We start from the raw sequence: 16,224 nt of genomic DNA on the forward strand, positions 1-16,224 counted from the left end.
GCGCACCGGGTTGTTTTTATCGTAATCAAATTACGCATAACGTAATTTGCTCGACAGCGACCGTCAAGCTATAAAGACGCCCATTCGCCTCTCCGGACCTGCCTTCCATGGAAAACCCGCCCAGCAACGGTAAACAGAAAGTCCGCTCCGCTGAGGTCGGCACCGACATCCTTAAAGCGTTGGCCGAGCTGTCTCCCTCAACATCGCTGTCGCGCTTGGCCGAACATGTGCAAATGCCGGCCAGCAAGGTCCACCGCTATTTGCAAGCGTTGATCGCCAGCGGATTTGCTGAACAAAACACCGCCACCAATCACTACGGCCTGGGCCGCGAGGCATTGCGGGTGGGCCTGGCGGCGTTGAATGGCATGGACGTACTGCAAGTGGCTGCCCTGCCCTTGGCCGAACTGCGCGATGACTTGAACGAAACCTGTTTTCTGGCGGTATGGGGCAATCACGGCGCAACGGTGGTGCGAATCGAACCCGCCGTGCGAGCCGTGACCGTGGTGACGCAACTGGGCTCGGTGCTACCGTTGCTCAGCTCCTCCACGGGGCTGGTTTTCGCGGCTTATCTGCCAGAACGGGAAACCATCGAGCTGCGTGTGGATGAAGTAAAAAATATCAGCGGGCATGCACTGGCCGACGACCAGGCCTATGCGCTCTTGTGCGAGCAGATTCGCAGTCGTGGCCTGCACCATGTGCATGGCTTGCTGATGCCCGGCGTGGACGCCTTGTCCGCCCCGGTATTCAACGCCGTCGGCCAGGTGACGGCGGTGATGACCATCGTCGGTCCGACTTCGCTGTTCCACGCCGACGAAAACGGCCCGGCGGCGCAGCGTTTGTTGGCAGCGACGCGGGCAGTGAGCTGGCGGATGGGGTATGAGGCAGCGCCCGGATCAGTCCAGGAAGTCCGCGACGATCCGTATCACTAGATCATTCAGATGATGGATGCCCAACCGCGGATGCAGATCGCGGTCTTCCCCACTGAAGGCAGCCGTATAAATACCTTGGTGATTGCCTTTGACGTGGTAGGGAATATCGTCGTTGATAAAATGGTCCAGTAAATATTCAACCAACGATTTAGATGAAGATATCACCTGCGTGTCGACGTCATGCGGCACAAAATCGGTGACGTAAACTTCATTCAGATCACTCCCGGGCAAGTGAGCTTTCAATGCACCATGAAGCTCTTCGGCGGACAAAGACCTGATAGGACGCAGCGATAACTCCATGGGCGGCTTTTCGGTAAGTTCCAGGACGATATCAGTAACGATTTTTTCAAAGGCTATTATATCCAGCGCTTTGACACGGTCTTCATCGGCAAAGGAATAGCGCTTGTTGAAAATATTACTGATGCCTTGCGTGTAGTGAGGAAGCCGCTGTTTTTCCACGCAAGCCAGCGCCTCATCGAACAGTGTCCTGGAAGTCGCCGAGGTGACGTCCGCCAAGTCGGTCAATGTATTCAGATAAGTACTATGAGGGCTGAGATCCAGGACCTCCAGGCGATCACCCAACAACACCTGCACGGCAAAATCCACACGAGTGTTTTTTAGTGCCACAAGCCTTTCGGAATAAGAAGAAAATAATGGGGTATTCATAAGCGTCCTTGTCATGTTCATGATCTCGAACTTCCTGTTCGGTCGGTTACTTATACATAGTTCAACCTGCCAGTGCAGGAACACAAATGTAAGAATCCGTAAGGGCATCAGCGACCGCTTGAATTCAATTCATGACCCCCATGAGTTTTGCCTTCGCCACTGCTTGAGTACGCCGTTGTACACCCAACTTACTGTGGATTCGACGCGAGTGTGTTTTTACAGTGTGCAAGGAAATGAATAGTTGCTCGGCGATCTGCTGATTCGAATACCCCTGCGCAATCAGCTCGAGCACTTCCAGCTCGCGCTGGCTGAGCACGGTTTCTTCAGCCGTGGTTATGGGTGGCGCGACTTGCCCTGAGGATGGGATCGCGCCGCGCACCAGATCAGGTTGGCGCAGACACAGTTCGCGCAGCGCTTGTTGCGCCCGCCAGCAGGCGACACGCTCGATACCTTCTTGCAGGAGAGCGCGCGCCTGGGGACGGTCAGCAGACAACCAGACCACTTCCGCCAACACCAGATGCAGTTCGGTTTCCAGGGCATGCATCTCGTAGCGTTGCGCCTGGGCAATCATTTCCCTGAGGCGAGCCTGTGGGTCTTGGGCCCGACCCAGGTAGACTTCGGTCAGCACCAACAAATATTCAAGACGCGGAATCAGCTCCAGGGTTGCAGGGGGCGCCTGCTTGGCCTGCGGCCCGCTAAAATGCCGCAACACACGGGTCAAGACTTCAACGGCCAATTCCGGTCGCCCCTGCTGCAACCAGAATTGACAGCTGGTTTGCAGCAATACGCCTCGATATACCGTGTCGGGAATATGCCGTTGCTGCATGATCCGCTCGGCGTCACGTAGCTGCATGAACGCCTCGCCGTAATCACCCTGGTTGGCTGCCAGGCAGGCTTTGCCGAGGAAGCCATAGAGCACTTGTTTGTCATGATTGCGCAGGCCCGCTTCGAGGCCCGTCTGGAAATGCTCGGCGGCCTGCTCGTCAAAGCCCATGCGTAACGCCAAGCGCCCTCGTCGCAAGGCAATCCGCCCCAGCAGCGCGGAAAAATCCTGCCCCGGCTTATCGAGCAATGCCTGGACGGCATCCAGCAAGTGGTCGGCCCGGTGGGGGGCACCGCGCTGCTCGAGAATCTGGGCGTGATCCAACTCCAGCAGCCCTTCAAACACCAGTGAACCTTGCGCGCGGGCCACGCATAACGCTTGGCGGTTGATCCATTGCGCAGACGTCAAGTCACCTGCCAGCAGCGCCTGTTGCGTCTGTCCGATCAGGCACAGCACTTTCAGGGCCCAGGCCTGCGGATCCAAGCCGATTTGGGCCTGGAGGAAATGTTCACGCGCAGGCAAGCCATCGCCGCTCAGGTGCAACAACCAACCGCGCAAGACCTGCCATCGGGCGATCAGTTGGCGCTGCTGGCAAGCCAAGGGTTGCGGCACGAACCGGGCCAACTGTTCGATGCAAGCCTGCGCCTCGTCGAAGCGTCCGGCAAACAGCAAGGCGGTGGTGACCAACCCCACCGATTGCGGCGTCCCGAGTGACAGCGCGTCACCCTGCTGGTCATGCAAGGCCAGCAATAGCTGGGCGTTACTGCCCTGCAGCACATGTTCGAAGTTCAGATGCTGCAAGGAACTGACGGCGGCCTCGAACTCACCAGCCTGCATGGCCTGCGCGAACGCCATTGGCCAGTCCTGCTCGGCGGCGAACCATTGGCAGGCCCGTCGATGCCAGGAACGGCCCTGCGGCCAGGGTTCGTCCCGCACCAGCCGGGCCAGGGGCGGAAAAATCTGCAGCCAATCCGAGGATTGCTCCCAGGGCTCGATAAAACACCCCAGGTCCAGCAGCAATGGCAGGCATTCGGCGCCCACCGTGTCGCCGAACAAATGCGCGCAGAGGCGGGCGTTGAAGCGCGGCAGATGCGCCAGCACGCGCCAGGCTTGAGCCAGTTCTGGAGTCAACGTACCAAACAGTTCGTATTCGAGGTAATCGAGCAATGTGCCGGCCCGACCCGGCGCAGCGTGCCGGCGCGCCCATTCACAGCGTTCAAGCAATGTGATGCGCACCCCGGCACACCAGCCACCGCTGCGCTGGATCACTTCACGGGCCGTACGCGCCGCCAACGCATCGGGCAAGTGACTGAGCAATTGCTGGACATCAATATCGGTGAACACCAGGGCCTGGGCATCGAACTCGTACAATTCGTCATCGAGCAACAAGCGCGGCCAATTGCAGTGAGGACGACGGCGGCCATTCAACCACAGGTGCAGCAGCGGACTGCTGGCGTTCAACAAACGGTCGAGCAGTTGGTCGAGTTCCGGATTGGGCACCCGGCAATAGTCATCCAGGAACAGCCAGGTAGGCGTCTGCAAACGCGCCAGATGGGCCAACAGGCTCGACTCATCCGTGACCGGTAATCCGAGGGCCTGCGCGAGGCATTCACACAGTTGCGTCGTATTCATGGCGGCACCCGCCAACGGCAGCCAATGCAACCGGCACTCCGCTGGCGCCTGCAGGAAACACTCGGCGTACAAGGCGCTCTTGCCACTGCCAGCCGGTGCGCAAAGCAGCTTTACGCGGGCCTCGGAAGCCAACAAAGGTTCGCTCAACGACTTGCGCGGCACATGCGTCGAAGACAGCCGCGGCAGCAGCCCAGGACGGTCCGGACACGGGGTCATGGCAGTCATTGTGCGAGGTCCCTTTTATTGTTGTTCCTTCACCCTAGCCCTGTGTCGACCACCTTAGGAGAAGTATTCAGCGCGCTGATTGGCGCCCATAAAAAAATGACCGGCAGGAGGTGCTGCCGGTCATTCACAACTATCTCAAGTCAGGCACAGTTATCTTTCCAACAATCGGACCTTATCGAACCCCACTCGAACGCAACGCCGCCGGGGTGTAGTCGGCTGCCCGTGCCTCGAAACCGTACTCGTAGGCGTGTTTCTCTTCGTTCTTCATGCCCAGCGCAATGTAGCGACCGGCAATGATGTCGTAGAGCGCCTCGAGCGTGTAGCCCGGGTTCTGGTGGTCGTAGTAGAACTGGGCATGACCTTCCGCCACGCGCCACAACTGGCCGCGACCGTCATAGTGGTCCACCAGCGCCGCTTGCCAGCTGTCTTCGTCGAAGTACATGTGGCGCTTGGCATAGATGTGCCGTTCGCTGGGCTTGACCGTACCCACCACTTCCCAGACCCGGTGCAATTCGTAGCGGGTCAGGTCCTGATTGATGTGGCCGGCCTTGATCACGTCATCGTACTTGAGGCTCGGGGAATCGAGTTTGTAGCTGTTGTACGGGATGTACATCTCCTTCTTGCCGACCAGTTTCCAGTCGTAGCGATCCGGCGCGCCGGAGAACAGGTCGAAGTTATCGGAAGTGCGCAAGCCGTCCGCAGCGGTGCCTGGGCCGTCATACGCCACTTGTGGGGCGCGACGCACGCGGCGCTGGCCGGCGTTGTAGATCCACGCCAGGCGCGGCTCCTTCACTTGGTCGAGGGTTTCATGCACGAGCAACACGTTACCGGCCAGTCGCGCCGGGGCGGTTACCGACTGTTTGAAATAGGTCAGCACGTTGCTGGCCTTTTCCGGGTCGGCGTCCTTGATCAGGAACGGCACGGCGATTTCTTCTTCGAAGCGGATCGGCGTGAAGCTGCCGTTGGTCTGCGGCGTGGCCTGGGTGATGATGCGCCGCACGTTGCCGCCGTGATAGCGGGTGACATGGTTCCAGAGCACTTCCACGCCGTTCTTGGGAATCGGGAACGCGTAGTAACGGTTGCCAGTGAAGTTGGCCAGGCCGTTGCCCTCGTTGATGGCGTTCACATTGAGCGCACTGCGCTTGGCCGACTCATAGATTTGCGGCGGCAGGCCAACGCTGCGATGGGTCGGGTAGACCGGGATCTTGTAGGTTTGCGGATAGCGCTTGAACATCGCGATCTGGCCTTCGGACAGCTTGTCCTTGTACTTTTCCACGGTCGCGGCAGTGATGGTGAACAGCGGTTTTTCATTGGCGAACGGGTCGGCCAGGAAGCCTTTGCCGTCCACGGCACCGGCGTTTTTCGGGATGCCGCCGGTCCAGGCCGGAATCGAGCCATCGGCGTTGCCAGCCTTCTCGGCGCCCAGCGGCGTGAGGCTGGTGCCCAGTTTGTTCGCTTCCTCCGGCGAAACCGCCGCCATCACATTCGCTGCCAGCAGGCTCAAGGCCAGGGCACCGCATTGCAGGATCATCTTGCGCATTGGGTTTTCCTTGTCAGCCAGATCAGAAGTTCACGCCGAAGCTCAGCGCGAGGAAGTCGCGGTCTTCGAGAACGTTGTAATCGCCGCCGAAGAAATCGGTGTAGCTCAGGCTGGCGGTATAGGTGTTGCGGTAATCGGCATCGACACCCACGCTGACCGCCTTGGCGCCTTCGTTGAACAAGCCGTTGGGGCCATAGCCGGCCACGTCATGGGACCAGGACAGGTTTGGCTTGAAGTTCACCCCGCCGATCACGTTGGAGTAATCGAGAATCGCCCGGGCGCGATAACCCCACGACGTCGAAGTGACGAAACCGTCGGTGTCGCCTTGGAAGCCATATTGGCCATAGACCGAATCGCGGCCATAACGCAGTTGGTCTTTCGATTCGAGTCCGCCGACGTGCACGACTGCCGCCTCGCCCACCACGGTCAGGCGATCGGCGCCCAGTACCTGGTCGAAGAAGTGGGTCAGGGTGCTCTGGACCTGGGTGACTTCCTTGCGGCGGTAGCCGGTGTTATCGGCACCCGGCGAAGTGGCTATGGGGGATGCGGCGCCACCGGCAATCGGATTCACCAATGCGAGGGTCAGGTCGTTGGTGCTGAGCTGCACCGGTGCGTTGGGGCGATAGCTGATTTCGCCGGTCCACGCGGTGCCGGTGGGAAGCGTGGTGGAGAAGCTGGCGCCATAGAGGCGGATGTCCTCAGGGTATTCGAGATAGTAGCCACCGCGACCAAGCATTACGCTTTGCGCCAAGCCCGCGCCGCTGCCAGGCGCGATCCCCTCGGCAATCGCAATCATGCCAGGCAACGCGGACAGCGTGGACAGTCCCGCCGTAGTGGTGCCAACAGTCGGCGTGCGGCTGTGATAGTTCATGAAGTACAGGCCGTACTCGGTATCATCGCCGAGCCAACGCAACGCCGTGCCCCACTGGCCGGAATCCCGTGCATCGCGGTCACCGCCGCGAGGAATGACAACCCCTTCGCTGGTCACCTGGATGCCCTGCCCGAATGCCTCGGTCAACGGCACGAATGGCGCAATCGCCGGGCTGCCCACGGTGTAGCCGCTGGTGCAACCGTCCGCCACTACATCGTTACCAAAGAACGTGCCGCAGTTGTCGACGACCGTCTGGTCCCACTCCAACTGGTAGAAGCCTTCGATGGTCAGTTTGTCAGTCAAGCCCTGGGAGGCGAACAGCATGTTCACCGGGATCAGGCCTTCCTTGATCTCCGCGCCCGGACGACGGAACGCCGACACGTCCACCGGATTGATGCTGTTGATGGAGTTGCCGATGAAAGTACTCTCACCCCAACTGACCACCTGCTTGCCGGCGCGCACCGTGCCTGGCAAATCGGCAATGGAATAGTTGTGATAGACGAAGGCATCGAGAATCTGTGCCCCTGATGACTTGGCGCCCTCCTTGCGATTGCTGTCGCTGATGTCCTTGAACTCGCGGTTTTCATCCTTGAGTTCGAAGTCATACCAATACTTGCCCCGCACGAACACGCCAGTGTCGCCGTACTTGAGTTCGAGGTCGTGCAGGCCCTTGAAGATTTTCGAAAAGGTCTCGCCTTTCTTGAAGTTCAGCCGCCCATCGTCACCGGTGGAGGACTGGCCCCGACCGCCATTGACCGTGCCGACAAGGTCACTGTCGGCATCGCGCATGCCCCAGCTTGCGCCCACGGACAGCGATGAATCGAACTGACCCTCGATCTCGCCGATGTTGAATGAAACGGCCTGCGCCTGGGCACAGCAACCCAAGGCCACCGCGGCGGCCAGCGCCTGCGGCTTGAAGATGGCGCGCATTGTTATTGTTGTCATGCGTCTTCCCCGGTGAGTGACAGAGGCTTCACCCTACTGCTGCGCGCCATGGGCGATAAGCGCACCAAGGAGGTATTCGCGCTGTACCTAAAAAGGATGACAGCCCATGCGGGACCGACGTCTGCGCGGCGCATGAACGGAACGGATGATGGGTTATCAGCGCTGCGCATAACTGTCGTGGTGCTTGCTACTGTTGCGCGCACTGCAACAGTGCATGTCCGGATCCGGGCTGTTTCCAGAGGCGTCCGATCCTTATGCTGGCCGGGCTTGCAGGACAACGGGCCAGCAAGCACCAAGTCGTCGTGGCGTCCCTCGCGCCCGGCGCACCGTCATTCGGATGGATTGCGCATCAATCCATCATCCCCGTGTTGACTGACGTTGATTTGTAGCTCCTTTACAATGTCATGCTTAGGCCGCTGCTTATTTGCAGCGGCTTTTTTTATGTGCGGGTTATTTCCGAGGGGAAACTTCTTGTTTCCTACATTTTTATCGGAAAGGCTCACCTGCCTCAATTAAGCAATAGAACCTATAGTCGCATTGTCGCCCCGGATGGCGCTAATGCATATAACGATGCACGACATCATAACTATCGGCATCAATTTACCAAAATACGGCTCGAAAGGAACTCATATGCCGCAAGAAAAAAATATCATTGTAAATAGAGGTATACCTCGAACGCCTTCATCCTCTTCAGGTTTCGGATTTAGCGTCGGGAGAGTCTCAGGTCCCGATCATGGTGATCGTGCATACGATGCAGTCGATTATGCCTTTGAGTGGCTTTATGAAAGCAATGAATCAGTTGAGGAGAGCTTTAAAGAAAATATTAAAAACATCAAATATATAACTGATGCCGAACTCGCAAAAACAAGGGCGACCGTCAGGGCTACTGCTGCGGCAGGCACCGCTGCCTTCGACATTGAGCTGCGAGCACTTAATCTGCAACTCTCCCAAAAAAAGGCAGATCATCAACAACAACTAAAAACCGCCAACCTTTACTATGGCCATGACCCACTCACCCATAAGGCTCGAGATTCTTTCCATAAAGGTTTCGAGCTGAATGGTCGCCGCGGTGGGCCAAGAGGCTATTACAAAGCAATTGCTCAATGGAATGTATCTTACGCAGCAGCTTACCAAGCGAAATTTCTCGCTGAACAGATAAAGCTGTTGAACGGTCGCTTAGCTACGCAAAACAAAATCATTGCGCAGACCAAGGCAAAAGCGGCGGCTGCCGCTCAAGCGAAGGCTCAAGCTGAAGCTGAAGCTGAAGCTAAACGTGCGGCAGCAGAAAAAGCGCGCAAGGCCGCCGAAGCCGAGGCTAAGCGCGCTGCTGAAGAACGAGCACGAATTGCCGCAATCGTAGCGGCTAAACAAGCCCGCGAGGCCGCCATGGCGTTATGGGACGCCGAAAGATGGGCCGAGGCTGACGAACTGGAGGCGGAGGAAGCGAGGCGTCAGGCAGAAGTTCAAAAGGCACGTCAACCAGCCCGGGCTACCCGTACATTTCCGGTATCGGGCTCCGCGGCAGCCGTTGGCCCTGTATTTACAATTGCTGGCGGGACCCTTGCTCCCAACCCTGCGACCGCCTCGGGCATCACGGATGAGTTACGCTCCGCGGTTTCGGCGATCCTGGAAACGGTTGCCGCAACGGCATTACCCGCTGTTGCATGGTTTGCGGCACTGGCTGATCCCTCGGAGCTGGGCAACGGAGAACGCTACGCTCTGAGTATTCCGCTGTCAGAACTTGCTCCGGCCAACACCGATGATTTGCTGGCAGTCGCAACATCGAAAGGCGAAATCAAGCTCCCGGTTGTGCTGGGCTCCATGACCACCGACGACGAAATGGTATTCGTCGTCGCGGGGTTCGACGGAACATCGGTGCCCTCCAGCGTGCCGGTCAGGCTTGCGACACTCGATCCCCACAGCAACGTCTACAAGTCCTACAGTCCAGATGGCTCATCCATCTTGATGACCTGGACGCCTATCGTAAAAGAGACGGATGCATCCACGACACTGCCATCGAGCGTGCCAAATATCGTCCTCTATGAGGGCGGGACTCCCTGGGCCACAACCAGCTGGCTCGGGAAGGATCCGGATCTGGAGGGCTACGATTTTGGTAATGGGTTCGTCACGGTGTTCCCGGTTGAGTCGGGTATTCCGCCCATCTATACCGTCTTTAACAATTCTTCTGAATGGGCTTCCGCGGAAGAGGCACGCAAGGCAGCCGAAGCCGAGATCCTACGCATAGCCCAGGCACAAGCACTGGAACAAGTCCTGGCGGGGGGCGCCTATCCGATATCGGGCGCGACGGCCGCAGCCGGTCCGGCGTTCACGCTCGCCGGCAGTAGCCTGGTCATAAGTTCGGAAGCGACCTTGGCAATCCAGGCCGCGCTACGAGCCGCAGTCGCCATGGCTATCGAGTCGCTCACCGCAGTGGCTGTGCCGACCTTGGCGGGTTTTGCGGCGCTGCTCTATTCACCCAAGCTGGCGAACGGTGAATTACCCGAGCGATATGCGTTCAGCACGCCACTCTCGGAGCTCGCACCGATCCAACACCACGACTTTCATGCAATCGCGGCGGCCGATGGAGTCGTTGACTTGCCGGTACGCCTCACTTCTCAAGCGACCGTGGATGGTCAATCCGAAATCCTCGTGATCAACACCGACGGCATAACCCATCCGTCGAAAGTCAAAGTGGTTCCGGTTACCTATAACGCACAACAGAACCTCTACATCGCTACAACTGAACAAACCCCACCCAGAACCTTGATGTGGACGCCGGTCGTTCAACCCGGAAACAGTTCCACGGCCCTTCCCGCCGAGCCGCCCGCCCCGCCTGTTTATACAGGCGCATCGGTAACCCCTATAGAGGGAAGGATCGATCCGTTCCCCGAAGTAACCGCAAACAGCTTCGATGATTATGTTTTCGTTTTCCCAATCGACTCAGGCCTGCCGCCTCTGTACGTCATGTTCAGGGATCGACGGGAGGACCCTGGGGTTGCGCTGGGAACGGGGGCTCCGGTTTCAGGCGTGTGGACGGATGCAGCATCGAAAGGTGAAGGGGCAGCCATTCCGTCGCAGATTGCGGATCAGTTGAGGGGGAAGGAGTTTAGGAATTTCAGGAAGTTTCGGGAAGCTTTTTGGAAGGCCGTCGCTGGCGATCCTATACTTTCTCAACAGTTTGATCCGGGCAGCCTAGCTCATATGAAAAACGGATATGGGGCATTCGTCAAAAAAAATGAGCGAGTTGGCGCTCGCATTAAATACGAGCTGCATCACAAGCAATACATTTCCATGGACGGAGAGGTTTACCACCTTGAAAACATCAGGCTAATGACGCCTCGAAAGCACATCCAAACGCATCGGGAGAACAAAATATGAACTCAACAATAAACGATATGAGCGAGTCAGAGTTTCTGGCTTTTGTCAGAAAAATATATGAGGCTGACTACTACCCGGAAGAGGCCCATACTAACGCAGTTTTAGAGTTTGAACGAATTTCAGAACATCCTTCCGGATCAGATTTATTGTATTACCCAGAAGCAGGGAAGAGCGGACCTGAGGCTGTGGTGAAGGAAGTAAAGAAATGGCGTTCTGCTAATGGAAAACCAGGTTTCAAGCAACCCTAATCCTATTTAAATCGGTGCCCTTTCGCGGTTAATAGATGTAGCGAAAGGGCTCATTGAGCATGATATAAGAGTGATGCCGGTTACCTAATAACGCACAACAGAACCTCTACATCGGGAAAGCGGTTGCTGCTGACCCGTGATCCAGTAGAAATGAAAAAAGGCCGTTCTGCCTATACCAAGGAAACTGAACGGATTGGCGCACAAACCAAATATTAGCCTCACCACAAACAACATATCTCTTTGAATGGCGGAGTTTACGACATAGGCAATATTACGCTTGCCAGCCCTAAACGACACATTGAAATTCATAGAGAGCACAAGCAATGAAGAAATCGATAACCGAAATAACTGAAAAAGAATTTCTCGCCTTCGTAATAAAAATTTCAGAAGGAGATTTTCCTTCTGAAAAAGCACACAACAACGCCGTCTTGGATTTCAAGCGTATCTCAGAGCATCCCGCCGGATCAGATTTACTATTCTATCCAGAGCCTGGCAAGGAAAGCTCTGAGGCGATAGTCGACGAGATAAAAAACTGGCGTGCAGCCAACGGTAAATCAGGCTTCAAGCAACCCTGACTCTGTGTAAAACAACGTCCTTTTGCTGCCGCTAGCCCGCAGCAAAAGGGCTTTTTTTGTCGACATTAAAAAATCCTTAGCCTCTAAGCGCCCGTTCCTACAACAAAGCCAGAATCCAACTACGCGCACATAAAAATCCCACTGTTACGCTGAAAGCAATCGCAGCATTTCGCTCCGATTTATTTCCCAGTGAGTTATCGACAATGCAAATAAACAACACAAGCTATCGTTCAAAAAAAGGCTATAACAGCCGTGTTCGCTTTTTAGTCTTCCATTACACCGCCGGCAACTTTTCATCTTCGATAAATACACTGACCGGCCCTTCCGTCAGTGCCCATTACCTCATCCCGGACTTTGCCGATCCCACTTATCTGAAGGCCTGCTTCAAAGAACCACAAATCTTCAACCTGGTAGACGAGAACCAGCGAGCCTGGCACGCCGGCGTGAGCAGTTGGGGTAATCGCAACAATCTGAGCGACACCTCGATCGGCGTGGAGATTGTGAACCTGGCCACCGATAACCAAGGTCAATTTACTTTTCCGCCCTACAAGGCCCAGCAAATAGAGGCGATCGAATACCTGGCGGCGGACATTCTCAAGCGATATCCGGATATCAGTCCGGTCAATGTGGTGGGCCACTCCGACATCGCCGCCGGGCGCAAGAGTGACCCTGGCCCGATGTTCCCCTGGCACGCGTTGTATCTCAAGGGCATTGGTGCATGGTTCGATGACACCACTCAAGAAGAATTCATGCAGGCGTATCAAGCCAACGGAGTTCCTCTTCGCGAACAATTGATCGGGCTATTCAAACGATACGGCTATGACACTTCGGCTGCCACGACAGGTGCCGGCTTCCAGCGTTTGGTACGAGCTTTCCAACTGCACTTTCGCCCGACCAAGTATGACGGTGTCATGGACATCGAGACGGCCGCGAACCTGGCAGCCCTGGTGAAAAAGTACTTTCCGTGAGCCGGCTGCTGCTGACAGCAACCGTCCCGGGCGATAAGACTTAGATGGCGTGACGCTGCAGGTTCGCCATCATCTCTTTCAAGGCTTCCAGATTGTCGTTCGGGTGTACCGCATCCTGGAAATCGCAGATCTGCTGCCAATGGGCGGCGACATCTTCAGGGGAAAAACCTTCGCGCGGATCGAATCCCGCGCCCAGGCTGCGCTCCCAACGCACCTTGCCCATCCAGCCGCCGCCCACTTCGAACAACCCGGAGGTTTCCTGGCTGGCCTCACTGGCGAGGTACACCACCAGCGGACTGACAAGTTCAGGCTTGAGTTGCTCGAACACCTGCGGCGGGATCAAGCCTTCGGTCATGCGCGTGCCGCCCGTGGGCGCGATGGCGTTGACGAGGATGTTGTTCTTGCGGCCTTCGATGGCCAGGGTACGAGTCAGGCCATAAAGGCCAAGCTTGGCCATGCCGTAGTTGGACTGGCCGAAATTGCCGTAGATACCGGAGGTGGACGCGGTGAAAATCACTCGTCCGTAGTTCTGCTCGCGCAAATGTGGCCAGGCGGCACGGGTGACTTTATAGGCCCCTTCGACATGAACGCGGTAAACCAGGTCCCAGTCGGCATCGTCCATCTTGTGGAAAGTCTTGTCCCGCAGGATCCCGGCGTTGTTGACGACCACATCAACCCGACCGAACGCATCCAGCGCGTTCTGCACAAGCTTGTCACCGTCGGTGACGGAGTCGTGGTTGGCCTCGGCGATGCCGCCGGCCTCGCGGATTTCTGAAACCACGCGATCGGCTGCCGAAGCGTTGGCGCCCTCCCCTTGAGCCGAGCCGCCCAGGTCGTTTACCAGCACTTTTGCGCCATGCCTTGCGAACAGCAACGCGTGGGCACGCCCCAGGCCACCACCGGCTCCCGTAACGATTACGACTTTATCCTCGAAGCGCACAGACTCATTCATGGAAGAACTCCAGCAGGCCAATAAGACGACGAACAGGAGTGTCCGGTACAAACCCGCCGGTCACAATCAACTCGGCTGAGAGTGAATGGCGCGCGATAAGGTGAGGGGATGATGCAGGCGATACGTCACGAACAAGCCATTTGCCTGCAAGGCGCGGCAATGACTTCGCGAAACGCCAGGTAATGCTTGAGGACCTGTACCGGTGCCTCGGTGTGCGGATAGTGACCAATGTCGGGTAGCAGCACCGTGTCGGCATTCGGGATCAGGGCGCGGTAGCGCGCGACCATATGCGCACCGGAAATCGGGTCGAACGCGCCATCGATGACCCGCATGGGCACACCGCCTCTCTGCATCGCGTGGACCCAGCGATCACGCTGCACGCGACGTTCCGGAACATACGTGATTAGCCTGTGCATGATCCGCGGTCCGCGATGGGATTCGACCAGGCTCCAGTAATCATCCAGCTCGCTTTCGGAGGGACCGGTCCTGGGGCCGAAGATCTGCCGGAAGCTTTTAACCAGGCCGTCCCGTGAGAACGCCCGGCCAATCAGCCAACCCAAAGGGCTGAGCAACAGTCTTTGCATCAGCACGGGACGATGGGTTTCCGGGAACAGGCCACCGTTGAGAAACACACAACTGGCGACATCGATGCGTGCCTCGTGATGCCGGGCGATCAACTCTTGGGCCACGCTGTCGCCATAATCATGGGCCAGCACGTGGACCCCTTGTGTCACCTTCAGGTGCTCGAGCAAAGCCTGCTGCAAATCGGCCTGCTCCAGCAGGCTGTAGGCGTGATCTACCGGTTTGGCGGAATCACCAAAACCGAGCATGTCGCAAGCAATCACCTGGTAACGCTGTGCCAGCGGCTGCCACAGGTAATGCCAATCCCAACTGGCGGTGGGAAAGCCGTGAATCAGCAATAGCGGCTCGCCGTGCCCCGCCGTCCAGTAACGGATGGCGTGGCCGCGAAACATGAACGTCTGGCCGCGCTGACGCCAGATACGCAGGGGAATCTGGACCATGGGCATCAGCTTTTATAACCCGTATCTTGCTGATCGAGCTTACGCAGCAACGCTGGCCAGGCCAGCGCGCCGCCCATTCCCTGCGCGCTTTTAGTCACCCCGGCGACCATCGCTCGGGCCCCGGCTAGTACCTGTGGCTCGATGGCGATCAACTCGGTACCGCCCGTCTGGGCCAGGACCTGGATATCGCAGGCTCGCTGAAAAATGAACATCATCAGAAAAGTATCGGCGATGGTGCCGCCGCAGGTCAGCAGGCCATGGTTATGCAGCATGAGGAAGTTCTTGTCGCCCAGGTCCGCTTGCAGACGAACTTTTTCTCCAGGATCAAGGGCAACCCCTTCATAGGGGTGATACGCCAGGCTCGACAGCACGAACAGCGACTGTTGGCTGATCGGCAGCACCCCTTGCTTCTGTGCCGAAACCGCGACGCCGGCTGCGGTGTGGGTATGCAGCACGCACGCCACATCGTGCCGCACCTCATGCACCGCGCTGTGGATGGTAAAACCGGCAGGGTTGATCTCGAAGGGACTGTCCAACAGCTTGTTGCCGGCCTGATCGATCTTGACCAGGCTCGACGCAGTGATTTCATGGAACATCAAGCCGTACGGGTTGATCAGGAACTCTTCCGTGCCAGGAACTTTGGCGGAGATATGGGTGAAAATCAGGTCGTCCCAGCCATGCATCGCGACCAGCCGATAACACGCGGCCAGATCGACCCGTGTTTGCCACTCCGCCGCACTGACCTGATCCTTGATGCCGGGTGTCGATTGAATGGAGGTTACGCTCACGACTATGACCTCTGGCTTCTTTTTATGGAAAAGATATGCACGATTTTCATGAACAAGAAAATCAGTCTAGTCAGCTCCAGCCAGGTCGGTAGTTGCATTGGCAGCCAGCTTACTGGCCGAGCGAGTCAGCCCGAGCCTCTTTCAGAGGCGCAGGCTATGTCCTTTCAATCGCGCAACGCATCGACCAGCTCGCCCAGCCAGGGCTCGGCATCGGTTTCCGGTGTGACGCTTTCGCTGGCATCCAGGCGCAACATTGGCAGCACTTCGCGCACCCCCAATTCGGCGAACAATTCGCGCATCTGCTCGCCACCACCGCAGAACGTATCGCCATAACTGGCATCTCCCAGGCCGATGACGGCGCCGGGCAGATCGCGAAACGAGGCGGGCAATTGGTCGCGAATCGTCGAATACAGTGGCATCAGGTTGTCAGGCAGTTCACCCATGCCCGTCGTCGATGTCACCGCCAACAGGGCTTGCGGTTCGAACGCCTGAATATCCGCCAGTGTCGCCCGAGGATTGTGGAATGTTTCGAAACCGGCATCACCCAGCATTTTGGCAGCATGCCGGGCAACTTCTTCGGCCGTGCCGTACACGGAACCGGAAAGGATGGCGACTTTCATCAATGTGATCCTGAAGCAGCATATAAAGAGTCGGAATAGTAA

Annotated in this window: 13 protein-coding genes and 1 pseudogene; 6 read left to right on the forward strand and 8 right to left on the reverse strand. The window is 57.4% G+C overall.

What is annotated here, in order from left to right; all coding sequences use genetic code 11:
- The first annotated feature begins 107 nt into the window (after positions 1-107).
- Complete coding sequence (locus HU806_RS09005; protein WP_186611041.1) at positions 108-929, forward strand: IclR family transcriptional regulator; 822 nt, start codon at positions 108-110, stop codon at positions 927-929.
- Here HU806_RS09005 and HU806_RS09010 read toward each other — a convergent pair.
- The 4 genes from HU806_RS09010 to HU806_RS09025 form a co-directional block, all read right to left on the reverse strand.
- Entirely contained in the window at positions 894-1,595 is a 702-nt protein-coding gene (locus HU806_RS09010) for a hypothetical protein (protein ID WP_186611042.1), read from the reverse strand. The two genes, HU806_RS09005 and HU806_RS09010, sit on opposite strands and share 36 nt — an antisense overlap.
- Before the next feature lie 124 nt (positions 1,596-1,719).
- Positions 1,720-4,275 (reverse strand): helix-turn-helix transcriptional regulator, encoded by a 2,556-nt coding sequence (locus tag HU806_RS09015; protein ID WP_186611043.1) that lies wholly within the window; start codon positions 4,273-4,275, stop codon positions 1,720-1,722.
- A gap of 172 nt (positions 4,276-4,447) precedes the next feature.
- A complete protein-coding gene (locus HU806_RS09020; RefSeq protein ID WP_186611044.1) occupies positions 4,448-5,815 on the reverse strand; it encodes a DUF1329 domain-containing protein in 1,368 nt (455 codons plus the stop codon).
- Positions 5,816-5,837: 22 nt separating this feature from the next.
- Positions 5,838-7,631 (reverse strand): DUF1302 domain-containing protein, encoded by a 1,794-nt coding sequence (locus tag HU806_RS09025; RefSeq protein ID WP_186611045.1) that lies wholly within the window; start codon positions 7,629-7,631, stop codon positions 5,838-5,840.
- A 570-nt stretch (positions 7,632-8,201) separates the two neighbouring features.
- Between HU806_RS09025 and HU806_RS09030 the strand changes: the two genes are divergently transcribed.
- The 5 genes and pseudogenes from HU806_RS09030 (at position 8,202) to HU806_RS09045 (ending at position 12,800) form a co-directional block, all read left to right on the forward strand.
- Positions 8,202-11,009 carry an S-type pyocin domain-containing protein gene (locus HU806_RS09030; RefSeq protein WP_186611046.1) on the forward strand — a complete coding sequence of 936 codons (2,808 nt, stop codon included), beginning with the start codon at positions 8,202-8,204 and terminating at the stop codon, positions 11,007-11,009.
- Positions 11,006-11,257, forward strand: coding sequence for a bacteriocin immunity protein (locus tag HU806_RS09035; protein ID WP_186611047.1), 252 nt, complete (start codon positions 11,006-11,008; stop codon positions 11,255-11,257). Before HU806_RS09030 ends, HU806_RS09035 begins: the two co-directional genes overlap by 4 nt.
- Before the next feature lie 231 nt (positions 11,258-11,488).
- A pseudogene (locus HU806_RS26815) lies at positions 11,489-11,584 on the forward strand (hypothetical protein); the annotation flags it as partial.
- On the forward strand, positions 11,581-11,832 hold the full coding sequence (locus HU806_RS09040; RefSeq protein ID WP_186611048.1) for a bacteriocin immunity protein: 252 nt from the start codon (positions 11,581-11,583) through the stop codon (positions 11,830-11,832). The pseudogene HU806_RS26815 and the gene HU806_RS09040, both read left to right, overlap by 4 nt.
- Positions 11,833-12,035: 203 nt before the next feature.
- The gene (locus HU806_RS09045; RefSeq protein WP_186611049.1) at positions 12,036-12,800 is read left to right on the forward strand and encodes an N-acetylmuramoyl-L-alanine amidase; all 765 of its coding nucleotides are present in this window, start codon (positions 12,036-12,038) and stop codon (positions 12,798-12,800) included.
- Between the two features lie 40 nt (positions 12,801-12,840).
- On the opposite strand, the gene HU806_RS09050 is transcribed toward HU806_RS09045, so the two are convergent.
- The 4 genes from HU806_RS09050 to HU806_RS09065 form a co-directional block, all read right to left on the reverse strand.
- The gene (locus HU806_RS09050) at positions 12,841-13,752 is read right to left on the reverse strand and encodes an SDR family oxidoreductase (RefSeq protein WP_186611050.1); all 912 of its coding nucleotides are present in this window, start codon (positions 13,750-13,752) and stop codon (positions 12,841-12,843) included.
- 125 nt (positions 13,753-13,877) lie between these two features.
- The gene (locus tag HU806_RS09055; RefSeq protein WP_186611051.1) at positions 13,878-14,780 is read right to left on the reverse strand and encodes an alpha/beta fold hydrolase; all 903 of its coding nucleotides are present in this window, start codon (positions 14,778-14,780) and stop codon (positions 13,878-13,880) included.
- Positions 14,780-15,562, reverse strand: coding sequence for a class II aldolase/adducin family protein (locus HU806_RS09060; RefSeq protein ID WP_186611052.1), 783 nt, complete (start codon positions 15,560-15,562; stop codon positions 14,780-14,782). The genes HU806_RS09055 and HU806_RS09060 overlap by 1 nt, the downstream gene beginning before the upstream one ends.
- Positions 15,563-15,726: 164 nt before the next feature.
- Positions 15,727-16,182 carry a flavodoxin gene (locus HU806_RS09065; protein WP_186611053.1) on the reverse strand — a complete coding sequence of 152 codons (456 nt, stop codon included), beginning with the start codon at positions 16,180-16,182 and terminating at the stop codon, positions 15,727-15,729.
- Between the last annotated feature and the right edge of the window lie 42 nt (positions 16,183-16,224).

Source organism: Pseudomonas sp. SWRI154 (assembly GCF_014268645.1).
Lineage (GTDB): Bacteria > Pseudomonadota > Gammaproteobacteria > Pseudomonadales > Pseudomonadaceae > Aquipseudomonas > Aquipseudomonas marvdashtae.

Coding starts and splice junctions, on each gene's coding strand:
- HU806_RS09005 (WP_186611041.1), top strand. CDS start 108: ATGGAAAACCCGCCCAGCAACGGTAAACAGAAAGTCCGCTCCGCTGAG.
- HU806_RS09010 (WP_186611042.1), bottom strand. CDS start 1,595: ATGAATACCCCATTATTTTCTTCTTATTCCGAAAGGCTTGTGGCACTA.
- HU806_RS09015 (WP_186611043.1), bottom strand. CDS start 4,275: ATGACTGCCATGACCCCGTGTCCGGACCGTCCTGGGCTGCTGCCGCGG.
- HU806_RS09020 (WP_186611044.1), bottom strand. CDS start 5,815: ATGCGCAAGATGATCCTGCAATGCGGTGCCCTGGCCTTGAGCCTGCTG.
- HU806_RS09025 (WP_186611045.1), bottom strand. CDS start 7,631: ATGACAACAATAACAATGCGCGCCATCTTCAAGCCGCAGGCGCTGGCC.
- HU806_RS09030 (WP_186611046.1), top strand. CDS start 8,202: ATGCACGACATCATAACTATCGGCATCAATTTACCAAAATACGGCTCG.
- HU806_RS09035 (WP_186611047.1), top strand. CDS start 11,006: ATGAACTCAACAATAAACGATATGAGCGAGTCAGAGTTTCTGGCTTTT.
- HU806_RS09040 (WP_186611048.1), top strand. CDS start 11,581: ATGAAGAAATCGATAACCGAAATAACTGAAAAAGAATTTCTCGCCTTC.
- HU806_RS09045 (WP_186611049.1), top strand. CDS start 12,036: ATGCAAATAAACAACACAAGCTATCGTTCAAAAAAAGGCTATAACAGC.
- HU806_RS09050 (WP_186611050.1), bottom strand. CDS start 13,752: ATGAATGAGTCTGTGCGCTTCGAGGATAAAGTCGTAATCGTTACGGGA.
- HU806_RS09055 (WP_186611051.1), bottom strand. CDS start 14,780: ATGCCCATGGTCCAGATTCCCCTGCGTATCTGGCGTCAGCGCGGCCAG.
- HU806_RS09065 (WP_186611053.1), bottom strand. CDS start 16,182: ATGAAAGTCGCCATCCTTTCCGGTTCCGTGTACGGCACGGCCGAAGAA.